Source organism: Mesorhizobium sp. Z1-4 (genome assembly GCF_004000235.1).
In the GTDB taxonomy this organism is placed as follows: Bacteria; Pseudomonadota; Alphaproteobacteria; order Rhizobiales; family Rhizobiaceae; genus RCIO01.
Map to the genome: position 1 here is coordinate 566,698 of NZ_RCIO01000003.1, position 12,673 is coordinate 579,370.

At 61.3% G+C, this 12,673-nt stretch carries 13 protein-coding genes and 1 tRNA gene; 9 read left to right on the plus strand and 5 right to left on the minus strand.

Translation table 11 applies throughout. From position 1 onward, the window contains the following. The first annotated feature begins 4 nt into the window (after positions 1–4). The gene (locus tag EP165_RS14165) at positions 5–616 is read left to right on the plus strand and encodes a pyridoxamine 5'-phosphate oxidase family protein (RefSeq protein ID WP_127523447.1); all 612 of its coding nucleotides are present in this window, start codon (positions 5–7) and stop codon (positions 614–616) included. A gap of 4 nt (positions 617–620) precedes the next feature. Here the strand turns inward: EP165_RS14165 and EP165_RS14170 are convergent, their stop codons facing one another. Then, positions 621–1,454 (minus strand): polysaccharide deacetylase family protein, encoded by an 834-nt coding sequence (locus tag EP165_RS14170; RefSeq protein ID WP_127523448.1) that lies wholly within the window; start codon positions 1,452–1,454, stop codon positions 621–623. A gap of 148 nt (positions 1,455–1,602) precedes the next feature. Between EP165_RS14170 and EP165_RS14175 the strand changes: the two genes are divergently transcribed. Continuing rightward, complete coding sequence (locus EP165_RS14175; RefSeq protein WP_127523449.1) at positions 1,603–2,106, plus strand: GNAT family N-acetyltransferase; 504 nt, start codon at positions 1,603–1,605, stop codon at positions 2,104–2,106. A gap of 18 nt (positions 2,107–2,124) precedes the next feature. On the opposite strand, the gene EP165_RS14180 is transcribed toward EP165_RS14175, so the two are convergent. Next, positions 2,125–2,577 (minus strand): MarR family winged helix-turn-helix transcriptional regulator, encoded by a 453-nt coding sequence (locus EP165_RS14180; RefSeq protein WP_127523450.1) that lies wholly within the window; start codon positions 2,575–2,577, stop codon positions 2,125–2,127. 47 nt (positions 2,578–2,624) lie between these two features. On the opposite strand from EP165_RS14180, the gene EP165_RS14185 reads away from it, so the two are divergent. Then, on the plus strand, positions 2,625–3,545 hold the full coding sequence (locus tag EP165_RS14185; RefSeq protein ID WP_127523451.1) for an alpha/beta fold hydrolase: 921 nt from the start codon (positions 2,625–2,627) through the stop codon (positions 3,543–3,545). A gap of 2 nt (positions 3,546–3,547) precedes the next feature. Here the strand turns inward: EP165_RS14185 and EP165_RS14190 are convergent, their stop codons facing one another. Both EP165_RS14190 and EP165_RS14195 read right to left on the minus strand, forming a co-directional pair. Next, positions 3,548–3,949, minus strand: a complete 402-nt coding sequence (locus EP165_RS14190; RefSeq protein ID WP_127523452.1) for a rhodanese-like domain-containing protein — start codon at positions 3,947–3,949, stop codon at positions 3,548–3,550. 9 nt (positions 3,950–3,958) lie between these two features. Then, complete coding sequence (locus tag EP165_RS14195; protein WP_127523453.1) at positions 3,959–5,578, minus strand: fumarate hydratase; 1,620 nt, start codon at positions 5,576–5,578, stop codon at positions 3,959–3,961. A 146-nt stretch (positions 5,579–5,724) separates the two neighbouring features. Here EP165_RS14195 and EP165_RS14200 point away from each other — a divergent pair, with 146 nt between their 5' ends. The 3 genes from EP165_RS14200 to EP165_RS14210 all read left to right on the plus strand — a co-directional run bounded on the left by EP165_RS14200 (position 5,725) and on the right by EP165_RS14210 (position 8,985). Next, positions 5,725–6,642, plus strand: a complete 918-nt coding sequence (locus tag EP165_RS14200; protein WP_127523454.1) for a bile acid:sodium symporter family protein — start codon at positions 5,725–5,727, stop codon at positions 6,640–6,642. A gap of 183 nt (positions 6,643–6,825) precedes the next feature. Continuing rightward, the gene (locus tag EP165_RS14205) at positions 6,826–8,751 is read left to right on the plus strand and encodes a L,D-transpeptidase family protein (RefSeq protein ID WP_127523455.1); all 1,926 of its coding nucleotides are present in this window, start codon (positions 6,826–6,828) and stop codon (positions 8,749–8,751) included. A gap of 159 nt (positions 8,752–8,910) precedes the next feature. After that, positions 8,911–8,985: transfer RNA gene (locus EP165_RS14210), tRNA-Val, on the plus strand. Positions 8,986–9,027: 42 nt separating this feature from the next. Here EP165_RS14210 and EP165_RS14215 read toward each other — a convergent pair. Next, a complete protein-coding gene (locus tag EP165_RS14215) occupies positions 9,028–9,711 on the minus strand; it encodes an HAD family hydrolase (RefSeq protein ID WP_127523456.1) in 684 nt (227 codons plus the stop codon). Between the two features lie 148 nt (positions 9,712–9,859). Here EP165_RS14215 and rpiA point away from each other — a divergent pair, with 148 nt between their 5' ends. The 3 genes from rpiA (at position 9,860) to gor (ending at position 12,655) form a co-directional block, all read left to right on the plus strand. After that, on the plus strand, positions 9,860–10,561 hold the full coding sequence (gene rpiA / locus EP165_RS14220; protein ID WP_127523457.1) for a ribose-5-phosphate isomerase RpiA: 702 nt from the start codon (positions 9,860–9,862) through the stop codon (positions 10,559–10,561). Positions 10,562–10,576: 15 nt separating this feature from the next. Further along, on the plus strand, positions 10,577–11,140 hold the full coding sequence (locus tag EP165_RS14225) for a DUF2059 domain-containing protein (RefSeq protein ID WP_127523458.1): 564 nt from the start codon (positions 10,577–10,579) through the stop codon (positions 11,138–11,140). 126 nt (positions 11,141–11,266) lie between these two features. Further along, a complete protein-coding gene (gene gor / locus EP165_RS14230; RefSeq protein WP_127523459.1) occupies positions 11,267–12,655 on the plus strand; it encodes a glutathione-disulfide reductase in 1,389 nt (462 codons plus the stop codon). Positions 12,656–12,673 lie beyond the last annotated feature (18 nt).

Below are 12,673 nucleotides of genomic sequence, written 5' to 3' on the forward strand. Positions count from 1 at the left end.
GGGCATGACAAAGATCACCACGATCGAGAAACTTGAAGAGCTCTATGGCAAGCCCGGTCGGACCTCTCTGGTAAAAGAGGTGGACCACATCGTTCCCGAATATGCCGCGTTCATCGAGGCGTCGCCTTTTGTTGCGCTGGCGACGGTTGGCCCCGAAGGCGTTGACTGTTCGCCGCGCGGCGATTTGTGCGACGTCGTCCGCATCGCTGACGAGAGAACGGTGATGCTGCCGGACCGGCGCGGCAACAACCGCATGGATTCCCTGCGCAACATCGTTCGCGACGGGCGCGTTGCGCTGATGTTTCTTGTCCCCGGCTCAACGACAGCGCTGCGCATCAACGGTCGCGCCATCATCAGCTCAGACGATGACTTATGCGCGTCCTTCGCGGTCGAGGGCAAAGCCCCGCGTTCGGTCACCATCGTCACGGTCGAAAGCACCTACTTTCAGTGTGCCAGAGCAATCAAACGGGCGGGGCTGTGGGATATCGACCGCCAGTCGCGGGCGGTCGGGCTGCCGACCCCCGGCCAGATGCTGTCCCGCACAAGCCGAGGCGAAGTCGATGGCGACGCCTATGACGCCGACTGGCCGGGCAGAGCCGCGAAGACGATGTGGTGAAGCGTTACTGCGAGACCGCGGCAACGATCAGCGCTTCAGCGTCGCGTGAGCGTGGTACCAGATGAACGACCTTGAAGCCGCGCTTGTTGAGATCGTCCAGAAACTGCGGCAGCATCGATGCGGTGCGCGAGTGGATGTCGTGGAAAAGCACGATACCCGAACCTTTCGCCTCGAGCCTGGCGATCGTGCGGGCGCGCACCTGATCCGGCGTTGAAACGAAGTAGTCCTTGGAATCCACGGTCGGGTCGACAACGACTGTGCCTTGCATGGCCAGATGCCGCCGGAGCGCTGCCGTCGAAGCTAGATAGGGGAAGCGGAAGAAGGGCGCGATACGCGACCGGTTCGGGCCGAGGGCTGCCGCCACACTGCGCTTGCCCTTGTCGATCTCGGCCACGGCGCTTTCGAAAGACATGGAGGCAAGGTTCGGATGGTTCTGCGTATGCGTCGCGATGGTGTGACCGCGCGCGGCGACATCGCGCACCAGATGCGGATAAGCGTTTGCCATCTGGCCGACGGTGAAAAACGTCGCTTTTACGCCGTGCCGGTCCAGCGTGTTCAGGATCGATGGTGTTTTTCCGGGGATCGGACCGTCGTCGAAGGTCAGAACGACCTCGCCGCGGGCGAGTATGAGATCGGAGAGATTGCCGACGCGGATGGTGCGTCCGCGTAATGTGCCGCGTGGTCCGGGGAAGGACATGATGTTGCCCGGCTGCGAAAGGTCCGCCCGCTTTTCGGCCGCGAATGCCAGCTTTGGCGTTTCGGCCTGTTTTGGCTTTGTGGTGCAGGCGGCGAGGATGAGTGTGGCGGCGACAGCCACCAGGGCGGGGAACAAACGCATACGGCACTCACTCGCTGAAACAGAAACCACGGTGAGGGTGCAGGAATATGGTTAATGCTTGGATAATCGGCGTCGAGGCGCATTTACCATGCTGACCGCCGGGCGGATGCCTTGACCGCATGGCGCGTTGCCCACAAGCATGGCTGGCATGAGCGAACCGACAATTGAAACGATAGCCGAGCAGGGCGAAGCGGCACGGGATCGGCTTCTGGCCCTTAACAATGCCCACGCCGTGCAAACGTCGATGCTGACGGGCGAACGTTGGGATCAGCTTGTGAAAACAGCCTTCGCGGCGGACTGCGTTGACCGGGCGGCAGCGCTGCTGATCGCGTTCGACCAGACCGCGGACTATGACAGTCCGAACTTTGGCTGGTTTCGCGAACGCTATGCGAGGTTCGTTTATGTCGATCGCATCGTGGTCGATGCAGGGCATCAGGGGCGGGGCCTTGCAAGGCGCCTTTACGAAGGGCTGTTTCAAAAAGCGCAGGCGGCCGGTCACGACCGGGTCGTATGCGAGGTCAACAGCCAGCCTCCCAATCCGGAATCGGATGCCTTTCATGCGCGGCTGGGTTTTGAGGAAGTCGGTCGGGCCGACCTGCAGCATGGCGCCAAGTCTGTCCGGTATTTGATGCGGTTGTTGGAGGAACGCTAACTCCCGCGCTATGCGGCGCTAATCCTCTTTCAGCATTTCGGCAATGCGATGCATCTGTTCGCCCAGCGCTTCGCATTCGGCCGGGGTGGATTGAGCCATCACCCGGTCGATCAGCGCAGTGTAAATTGCCAGCGCTTCTGTAAGCAGGGTCTCTCCTGCGTCGGTCAAATAGAGCCTCATAACCCTTTTGTCCTTGGCGTCGCCCTCGCGCCGCAACAGCCCCTGCGATTCCAGCTGCGGCAGAAGCATCGTGATGTTGGAGCGGCCAACTAGCAGCTTTCGCGCCAGTTCATGCTGCGACATGCCCGGATGCCGATGCAGGTTCATCAGTATGTCGAGCTGAACGAGCTTGAGGCCGAGCGGCGCGAGCGACTTGCTCAATTCGCGCACGATCGCCTTCTCAGCTCGGATGACGGCAATCCAGTTTTTAAAACGCGGATTGTCCCAGGGCAGGTCTTGTAGTTTGTTCATGGTTGAACTAATATGTTCATGTTTGAACTATTTCAAGGAATCCCACTATGGCATCATTCGGCTTCATGGTCATCCGCGGGCTGTTTGCCGTTGCGGAACATGTGTCGCCAGCAGCAACGGGTCGTGCGGCTTTTCAGCTGTTCAGCCGGGTTCCCAGACCTGGCAAGGTGTCCGACAAGGAACGTGCGGCACTGGAAAAGGCCGAGCACGTTATGCGGGAGGGGCGGCGGCACCGTCTCAATCTCGACGGCGGGGGCTGGATCACGGCTTATGATTTTGCTTCGCCGCAGGGTCGGCGCGCGCCCACCGTTCTTGTGCTGCATGGCTGGCGCTCGCGGGCGGCGCATATGTCGGGCATTGTCGACGCGCTGGTGAAAGGTGGTTTCCGGGTCATCGCGCTGGACCTTCCAGGGCACGGCGAATCGGGCGGCCGAAACCTGAACATGGCAAATGCCGTAGCTTCGGTTCACGCAGCCGACCAGTGGTTCGGGCCGTTTTCCGCGATTGTCGGCCATTCCTTCGGCGGTGCGGTCGCCGCGAATGCGATTGTCGGGTCGGTCAACGGTATTCCCGCGGTCGCGGCCGGCAGGCTGGTCACGGTTTCAGCCCCCAGTTCCATGCCGGCGATATTTCGCGAGTTCGGGCGGTTTCTCAATCTTGGCGTGCGCGCCCAGACTGCGCTTGCCGCCCTCGTACTCAAGATCACCGGGCGGCCGCTGGAGGAGTTCGTGGTTGCACGGCAGCTCGCCGAACATCCGCTGCCTGCGCTGGTGGTGCACGCGCCCGACGACAAGGAAGTGCCGGCGAGCGAGGCCGAATCGATGGCCAAAGCCGGGCCGCATGTGCGGCTTGTTTGGGCGCCAGGGTTGGGACATCGCCGCATCCTGAGCGATTGCGACGTGAAGAACCGCATCGTCGAATTCCTGACTGACCCCGACATCACGGCGGCGCGCGCGGCAGTCGCCTGATATCAGCTCTTGGCGCGTTCCGGCGGGACTTCGACCGCAAGTCCCGCATCGCGCCATGCGCCGAAGCCGCCTTCGATGTGCGCGACCTTCCCGAGGCCCATATCCTGCGCGGTCTTGGTGGCTAGAGCGGAGCGCCAGCCTGCCGCGCAGAAAAAGACAAAACTCTTGCCAGAGGAGAATATCTCCTTGTGGTACGGGCTTTCGGGGTCGATCCAGAATTCCAGCATGCCGCGCGGGCAATGGTTGGCTCCGGGCACGCGACCTTCGCGCTGCAATTCGCGGATGTCTCGAATGTCGATCAGAAGCGTGTCGCCGCCTTCCGCCCGCTTTGCGGCTTCCTGCGGAGAGATCGTTTCGATTTCGGCATTGGCCTCGTCGACCAGCGCCTTGTAGCCCTTTTTCATCGTCTCACCTCAGCCGAGATTGAGTTCCTTGAAGAAGTCGTTGCCCTTGTCATCGATAACGATGAAGGCCGGAAAATCCTCGACCTCGATACGCCAGATCGCTTCCATGCCGAGTTCGGGGTACTCGACCACTTCGACCTTCTTGATGCAATCCTGCGCCAGGCGCGCCGCCGGCCCGCCGATCGAACCAAGATAAAAGCCGCCATGGCGCCCGCAGGCTTCGCGCACCTGGCGCGAACGGTTGCCCTTGGCAAGCATCACCATGGAGCCGCCGAAAGACTGGAACTGGTCCACGAACGAGTCCATGCGGCCTGCGGTCGTGGGGCCGAACGAGCCCGAAGCGTAACCTGCCGGTGTCTTCGCCGGCCCGGCGTAATAGATCGGGTGGTTCTTGAAATAGTCGGGCATCGGCTCGCCGGCTTCCAGCCGAGCGCGGATCTTCGCATGCGCCAGATCGCGCGCGACGATGATCGGGCCGGAAAGCGAAAGGCGAGTCTTCACAGGGTGTTGGCTGAGCTCGCTCAGAATCTGAGTCATCGGCTTGTTGAGATCGACGCGCACCACGTGGTCGGTCAGCGAGCTCTCGTCGATGTCGGGCATGTATTTCGCCGGGTTGGTTTCCAGCTGTTCCACGAAGATGCCATCGCGGGTGATCTTGCCCATTGCCTGACGGTCGGCCGAACAGGATACGCCAAGCCCGATCGGCAGCGAGGCGCCGTGGCGCGGCAGACGGATCACCCGCACGTCGTGGCAGAAATATTTGCCGCCGAACTGTGCGCCGACGCCCATCTGTTGTGTGAGCTTGTGAACCTCGGCTTCCATTTCGAGATCGCGGAAGGCGTGACCGGCCTCGCTGCCCGAGGTCGGCAATGTGTCGAGATAACGCGTAGAAGCGAGCTTGACCGTCTTCAGGTTCATCTCGGCGGAAGTGCCGCCGATCACGATCGCCAGGTGATAGGGCGGGCAGGCTGCGGTGCCGAGCGTGAGGATTTTCTCCCTCAGGAACTCGATCATGCGGTCATGCGTCAGCAGTGACGGCGTGCCCTGATAAAGGAACGTCTTGTTGGCCGAGCCGCCGCCCTTGGCGACAAAGAGGAATTTGTAGGCGTCTTCGCCTTCCTCGTAGATGTCGATCTGCGCCGGCAGGTTGTTCTTCGTGTTCTTTTCCTCAAACATCGCCAGCGGCGCCAGCTGCGAATAACGCAGGTTCTTCTTCTCGTAGGCGTCGAGCACGCCGCGGCCCAGCGCATCGGCATCGCCGCCATCGGTCCACACGCGCCGGCCCTTCTTGCCCATCACGATCGCGGTGCCGGTGTCCTGGCACATCGGCAGCACGCCACCCGCCGCGATATTGGCGTTCTTGAGCAGGTCATAAGCAACGAAGCGGTCATTGTCGGTCGCTTCGCTGTCTTCCAGGATCGATGCCAGCTGTTTCAGGTGCCCCGGCCGCAGCAAGTGATTGATGTCGGCGAACGCGGTTTCAGAAAGAAGCCTGAGCCCTTCCTGTTCGACGGTGAGAATGTCTTCTCCGCGGAATGTGTCCACCGAAACGAAGTCGGAGGTGAGCTTGCGGTAGGGCGTCTCATCGGCGGCGAGCGGAAACATTTCCATGGCGGAAGGATTGGACATTTTTAGCGTTCCAGGTGGATGGCTGCGGTTCCCGCCGTTTTAGTCCTGGCGCGGCGAATGTCCACTGCCTGCCGGGTTTCGCATTCGGTCAATCGGCTGCTAGTGTCGCCCGCAGCCGAACGCGCGATGCATGGAGAAAGCCGGTAATGAGCGAAGTCGATTCTGTGATGCTGAATTTCAGCCCCGGAAGCCTGATGCTTCTCAACGGAATCCTCGCCATCGTGATGTTCGGAGTGGCGCTCGATCTGACATTGGGCGATTTCCGGCGCCTGCTCGACACGCCGCGCGCGCTGCTGCTGGGCTTTTTCTCGCAGTTCCTGTTTTTGCCCGCCGCGACATTTCTGCTGGTGCTACTGCTTCGGCCGGCACCCAGCATGGCGCTGGGCATGATGCTGGTCGCCGCATGTCCGGGCGGCAACATCTCGAATTTCATCACGCACCGGGCAGGGGGCAATACCGCACTTTCGGTGAGCCTGACGGCGGTCGCAACGGTCTGTGCGACGATCATGACACCGTTCAACCTGGCATTCTGGGGCAGTCTCTACGCGCCGACGTTGCCGCTGTTGAACGAAACCAGCGTTTCGCCCTTCGAGATGGCCTGGACGGTGGCCATCCTGCTTGTCTTCCCGCTCATTATCGGCATGACGATCAATGCACGCTTCCCTGCGTTCTCGGCGCGTATTCGCGGCACAATGCGGGTTCTTTCGATGGTTATCTTCGCCGGCTTCGTTCTCGGCGCGCTGGCAGCAAACTGGCAGCATTTCCTCAATTATGTGAGCCTGGTGGCAGGGCTGGTGCTGCTTCACAACGCCATCGCGCTTGCCGGCGGTTACGGCATTGCCTGGGCCGGCGGGCTGACGGAGTACGACCGCAGGGCCGTATCGATCGAAACCGGCATCCAGAATTCCGGTTTGGGGCTGATTCTCATCTTCAATTTCTTCGGCGGCCTCGGCGGCATGGCAATCGTGGCGGCCTGGTGGGGTGTGTGGCACATACTCTCGGGTCTGGCCCTGGCTGCCTGGTTCAGCCGCCGCCCGGCCAGCACCCGTGGCGCGACAGCCTGAGCACGAAAGGCCTCACCGAGGCGAAATTGCATCACGTTTTCGCGAAAAACGCATCAAATCCGCCGTGCGGGCATATTCGACCTTAACGCTCCGGCAATCGGCACGTATGATTGTTGCGTATCTGCTTCGCATATTCAGGCAACGGACTTTATGGGCCGGATTTACGGTCGGATTGGGTGATCGATGAGACTATTCGCCAAACGCGGATTGATGGCTGCGACGGCTGTCTTTTCCGGAATGGTTCTGCTGGGGACGCAGCAGGCATCCGCTGAAACGCTTTTTGATCGCCTGTTCGGCGGAAAGCGGATCAAACGGGTCGAGCAGGTCGAACCGGAACCCCCTAAGAAGGTCGTCATCGCGCGGGTTTCGTCGCCTCAGTATTACAATTACAAGGTCGATCCGCTCGTCCGCGTGGACTTTGCCGCCCTGATCAGCAAGCTCGAGGATGGCGACGCGACAACCGAACGTGCCGCTGCACGTGAAGTGGTCCTTGCCTCCGTTTCGGACCCTTCCGAGGCAGCGCCGGCAATCATATTGCCGGAGGTGGATGGCGGTGCGGGCAAGTTCGCCGATGCGATCAGCAGCCTGCAGGCCTTCGACCTGATGGCGGAGAAAGAAATCGCCGACGCGATACTTGCCCATTACGGAGCCGATCCGGACTTCATCTGGGTGCGTGACGGCAAACCCAATCATCGTGCGGAAGAGGCGCTTGCGGTGCTCGCTGAAGCGCCGGAACACGGGCTTGTAGCCGAAGAGTATCTGGTGCCTGCGATCCACAGGCCGGCTGGTGAGGGCGAGGCGATCGACCCGGCACTGCGCCTGGCACAGTTCGAGATGACGCTGTCGGCCCGTGTGCTGCGCTATATGCGTGACGCCAATGGCGGTCGCGTCGACCCCAACCGGATCTCCGGCTATCACGACTTTGAGCTGAAGACGCTGGATCTGGGCCATGTGCTCGACGTGCTTGGCGATACATTCGCCGTTCGCACCTACATGGAAGCGGTACATCCGGAAAACGGCGCCTACGCCGCACTCAAGGCGGAACTGGCTGAGCTTCGGTCGAGTCAGGAAAAAGCCATCGTCGTGTCGCCCGACCTGATGCTGCGCGCCGGACAGTCTTCGCCCGAATTCACCAAATTGCTCAAGGTCATCGATCGCGATGCCGATGAGGCGTTCAGGGCCGAGTTCGGCGAACTGCTTGCAGCGAACATCGATACCGAGACCTATTCGCCGGAGCTGGTGCCTCTGATCAAGGCGGCACAGAAAAAGGCTGGCGTCGGCGCCGATGGCGTGATCGGCCCGCGGACCGTCGGAGCAATTGCGGGCGACTCCAAGGCCGACCGGGTCGAGAAGGTTCAGGTTGCAATGGAGCAGCTGCGCTGGCTTCCGTCCCGGTTCGGTGACCGTCACGTCTTCATCAACGTAGCGGAATTCAAGGCGCGCTATTTTGAAGACGGCGCGGAGAAGCTGGCGATGAAGACGGTCGTCGGCCAGCGGGGAAAGCAAACGAACTTTTTCCACGACGAGATCGAATATGTTGAGTTCCACCCTTATTGGGGCGTGCCGCGCTCGATCCTCGTCAACAAATATCTGCCGAAGCTGGTCAACGATCCGGGTTATCTCGACCGGATAGGCTATGAGGTCTCCGATGGTTCCGGGCGGCGCGTGTCGTCCTCGTCGGTCAACTGGGCCGCTTATGGTTCGCGGCCGCCATTCGATGTCAGGCAGCCGCCGGGGCCGAAAAACGCGCTCGGCGAGATGAAGATCATGTTCCCCAACAAACACGCGATCTACATGCACGACACGCCAGAGAAATATCTGTTCGATCGCGAAAGCCGTGCCTATTCCAGCGGCTGTGTGCGGCTGGAAGACCCGCGCGCGATGGCTGCGGCGGTGTTGAGCTGGGACCGCGACCAGGTTATCGACCGCTTGAAGAGCGGGCGCGGCAAGGAGGAGCTGACCAGCAAGATACCGGTCTATGTCTCTTACTTTACGGCCTGGCCGGATTCGACCGGTCATGTGAACTACGTGCCCGACGTCTACGATCGCGACAGCTATATGCTGAAAGCGATGAGCAAGATCGACGAAACGCGCGTTCCGAGCACCTGACGCGCACCGCATCCGGCTCAAAGAAAAACCCGGCATCGTGCCGGGTTTTTCTTTGCGGTCCGCCGGCGTCTATGGCGCAATCGTCGTTGCCGCTTCGCGCGCTTGACTTGGTCCGGGGCCGCACTTTATATCCCGCTTCCGGTCGCAGAAGCGGCTTCGGGGCGATTAGCTCAGCGGGAGAGCACACCCTTCACACGGGTGGGGTCGCTGGTTCAATCCCAGCATCGCCCACCATTCCCTTTTCGGCAATTCAGGACAGCGGCTGCGCCGAACATGTCAGTTCGCGACCGAGCGCAGAAGCCTGCCCACCAGTTGCTCAGTCAATTCGTCGAAATGCGAAATGACATGCGAGGGGTCGAAATTGCTGACATGGCGGTCGGTGTAGCCGAAGTCGACGGCAACCACCGGGATGCCGGCCGCGATGGCGGTTTTGATGTCGGTTTCGGAATCGCCGACCATGATTGCGTTGCCGGGGGAGCCACCCGCCGCTTCTATGGTGAGGGTCAGATGGCGGGGGTCCGGCTTGCGGTGAGCAAATGTATCCTGGCCGCAGATCGCCTTAAAGCGCTCGCTTAAGCCGAGGCTCTCCAGCAGTTCGACCGACATGCCCTCATATTTGTTGGTGCAGACGGCGAAGGAAAACCCGGCATCCGCAAACCGGTCCAACGCCTCCGGCACACCCGGATAAGGCAGCGACTTTCCGGGCATGTGTGCCGAATAATGCTCGAGGAACACGTCGAAGAGCTTTGCGAGCGTGGGTTTGGTCAGCTCAAGCTGCCGTGCCTCGAAAGCGCGTTCGATCATCACCTTGGCGCCCATGCCGACCAGGCGCCTGATATCGGCGCCGTCGACCGGTTCCATATCGATCGTCCCCAAGGTGTGATTGAGGCTGTCGAGCAGGTCCGGGGCGGTATCAACCAGGGTTCCGTCGAGGTCGAATACGATGATCGGCGCTACCATTTCTGCTCCCATTCCATGCCGCCAAGGCGATAGCGCGGCTTTTAGCGCCGGGCAAGATTGCGGGGCGTTAGCGTGGAATGTTTTGGCGCTTGCCGCCAAAGATGTTACCAGCGCGCCGCGCGAATCACATTTTTCACGACAGGCAGCCATGGATCCCAAAACGCTCAAGATCGAAGCCGCGCGCGCCGCGCTGGCTTATGTCGAAGACGGAATGAAGCTCGGCATCGGAACCGGCTCGACGGCGGAAGAGTTCGTGCGCCTGCTGGCGGTGCGCGTGGGTGCGGGGCTCAAGGTCATCGGCGTGCCGACCTCCGAACGCACCGCGGCGCTTTGCAACGAACTCGGTGTACCGCTGACGACGCTCGACGACGAACCGGCACTCGACCTTGTGATTGACGGTGCCGACGAGATCGACCCGCAGCTTTCGCTGATCAAGGGCGGCGGCGGCGCCCTTCTGCGCGAAAAGATCGTCGCCGCCGCATCACGGCGGATGATCGTCATCGCGGACAAGAGCAAGCTGGTTTCCGAACTTGGCGCATTTCCGCTGCCCGTCGAAGTCAATCGCTTTGGCTTGAAGGCGACCGAACTGGCGATTTCTGCGGCTGTTGCGGGCCTTGGCCTTAACTGTGACTTCGGTTTGCGGATGACTGGCGATGAGCCTTTTGTTACAGACGGCGGCCACTTGATTATAGACGCATCTTTTGGCCGCATTCGGGATGCAAGAGCGCTTTCCGAAGCCCTCCACGCCATACCGGGTGTGGTGGAGCATGGTCTTTTTCTGGGGCTGGCGGATGTGGCGATCGTCGCCGCCGAAAGCGGCATCGAGACGATCACGGCAAACCGTCACTAGGGAGTATTCGCAACTATGTATCTGGCCATTCGCGCCCGTACCGTTGTCGCAGCTGTTGCCGCCACGGCAATGTTCGCAATTGCGACACCGGCATCTTCGCAGGACATTTCGGAAAGCCATCTGAAAGCCGCTCGCACGGCGATCGAAGCGCTGACCTCGACGCAGCAATATGACAGCGTGTTGCCTCAGGCCGCGCAGGCGCTGAAACAGGAGCTGATCCAGAAGAACCCCGATCTCGGCTCCATGATCAGCAATGTCGTTGATGAGGAAACGCTGGCCCTTGCCCCGCGCCGGGGCGACCTTGAGCGCGAGGCGGCGCAGATTTATGCCAAGATTTTCACCGAGCAGCAGCTTCAGGAAATGACGGCATTCTACGAGTCGGAAACAGGCAAAAAGCTGCTGGAGGACGGTGCGCTGGTGGCGCGTCAGGTTCATGAAGCCGCCGGTATCTGGCAGCGCGGCCTTGCCCGCGATCTGGCGCAGAGTGTGGGCTCGAAGGTCCAGGCGATCATCGCGGCGAACGCCGACAAGGCACCCGCCGGCGGCGAAGCTCCGGCTGCACCTGAAGGTTCGAACTAGCGTACCAGCCGCCGTTCAATTTTTCGAAACCGAAAGCCCGGCGCGCGCGCCGGGCTTTCTTTTTGCTGCCCGCGTGCCTAGATCGTGCGCTCCACCATCCCTTCGCCGCGTCCACGGGAGGCCCTGATGGCCAGTTACGACTACGATCTCTTTGTCATTGGCGGAGGCTCGGGCGGCGTGCGGGCAGGGCGCGTGGCGGCCTCGCTCGGCAAGCGCGTTGCGGTTGCGGAGGAATACCGCTTTGGCGGCACCTGTGTCATTCGCGGCTGCGTACCGAAGAAGCTCTTTGTTTATGCGTCGCAGTTTGCCGAACATTTCGAGGATTCGGCGGGTTATGGCTGGTCGGTTGAGAAGCCGACATTCGACTGGGCAACACTCATAGCCAACAAGGACAGGGAAATTGCCCGGCTGGAGGCTGCCTACCGTTCCGGCCTCGACAACGCCAAGGCCGAGATGATCGACAGCCGCGCGGTGCTGGTCGACGATCACCACGTGCGGATCGTTGCCGAAGACCGGGTGGTGAGCGCGGAAACGATTCTGATCGCAACTGGCGGGCGTCCCAATCCGCATGAGGCGCTTCCCGGCCGCGAAAACTGCATCAGCTCGAACGAGGCGTTCCACCTTACGGAGCTGCCGCGCAGCATCGCCATCGAAGGTGGAGGCTACATCGCGGTCGAGTTCGCCAACATCTTTCATGGCCTCGGGGTGGAAACGACACTTATATATCGCGGGAAGGAAATCCTCGGCCGCTTCGATATGGATGTGCGGCGGGCGCTGCACGAGGAGATGGAGAAGAAGGGTATCCGCATCCTGTGCCAGTCGGTCGCCATCGGGGTCGACAAGCAGGCGGACGGCACGCTGGCGGTACATCTCAACACAGGCAACACGTTGCAGGTCGGGCAGATGATGCTCGCCATCGGCCGCTTGCCGAATACGGAAGGCCTCGGCCTTGAGGCGGCCGGCGTGGAGACCGGCCGGACCGGCGAAATCCTGGTCGACGAATATTCGCGCACGAATGTCGCCAACATCTATGCGATCGGCGACGTGACAAACCGCGTGCAGCTCACACCGGTCGCGATCCACGAAGCCATGTGTCTCATCGATACGCTCTATCGCGGCAAGCCGACCAGTCCGGACCATGAGGCAATCCCCACAGCGGTGTTTTCGCAGCCGGAAATCGGCACGGTCGGGCTGTCGGAAGACGCCGCCGCAGCACAGTATGGCGAACTCGAAATCTATCTCGCGCGCTTCCGGCCGATGCGGCACACCCTTTCGGGCCGCGACGAGAGAATGGTGATGAAGCTTGTCGTCGACGGCGAGACCCGCAAGGTGCTCGGCGCGCATGTTCTTGGGCCCGACGCAGGCGAGATGGCACAGCTTCTCGGTATCCCGATCAAAGCGGGCCTGACCAAGGACGATTTCGACCGGACGATGGCTTTGCATCCCTCGGCCGCCGAGGAACTGGTGACGATGTATCAGCCGACCTATCGCGTGAAAGACGGCCAGCGAGTGTAGTTTGCTCGGTGTCTTCTT

What these genes read in the sequence shown, in the direction of transcription:
- EP165_RS14165 (WP_127523447.1), top strand. Translation starts at nt 5, where the DNA reads ATGACAAAGATCACCACGATCGAGAAACTTGAAGAGCTCTATGGCAAG.
- EP165_RS14170 (WP_127523448.1), bottom strand. Translation starts at nt 1,454, where the DNA reads ATGCGTTTGTTCCCCGCCCTGGTGGCTGTCGCCGCCACACTCATCCTC.
- EP165_RS14175 (WP_127523449.1), top strand. Translation starts at nt 1,603, where the DNA reads ATGAGCGAACCGACAATTGAAACGATAGCCGAGCAGGGCGAAGCGGCA.
- EP165_RS14180 (WP_127523450.1), bottom strand. Translation starts at nt 2,577, where the DNA reads ATGAACAAACTACAAGACCTGCCCTGGGACAATCCGCGTTTTAAAAAC.
- EP165_RS14185 (WP_127523451.1), top strand. Translation starts at nt 2,625, where the DNA reads ATGGCATCATTCGGCTTCATGGTCATCCGCGGGCTGTTTGCCGTTGCG.
- EP165_RS14190 (WP_127523452.1), bottom strand. Translation starts at nt 3,949, where the DNA reads ATGAAAAAGGGCTACAAGGCGCTGGTCGACGAGGCCAATGCCGAAATC.
- EP165_RS14195 (WP_127523453.1), bottom strand. Translation starts at nt 5,578, where the DNA reads ATGTCCAATCCTTCCGCCATGGAAATGTTTCCGCTCGCCGCCGATGAG.
- EP165_RS14200 (WP_127523454.1), top strand. Translation starts at nt 5,725, where the DNA reads ATGAGCGAAGTCGATTCTGTGATGCTGAATTTCAGCCCCGGAAGCCTG.
- EP165_RS14205 (WP_127523455.1), top strand. Translation starts at nt 6,826, where the DNA reads ATGAGACTATTCGCCAAACGCGGATTGATGGCTGCGACGGCTGTCTTT.
- EP165_RS14215 (WP_127523456.1), bottom strand. Translation starts at nt 9,711, where the DNA reads ATGGTAGCGCCGATCATCGTATTCGACCTCGACGGAACCCTGGTTGAT.
- rpiA (WP_127523457.1), top strand. Translation starts at nt 9,860, where the DNA reads ATGGATCCCAAAACGCTCAAGATCGAAGCCGCGCGCGCCGCGCTGGCT.
- EP165_RS14225 (WP_127523458.1), top strand. Translation starts at nt 10,577, where the DNA reads ATGTATCTGGCCATTCGCGCCCGTACCGTTGTCGCAGCTGTTGCCGCC.
- gor (WP_127523459.1), top strand. Translation starts at nt 11,267, where the DNA reads ATGGCCAGTTACGACTACGATCTCTTTGTCATTGGCGGAGGCTCGGGC.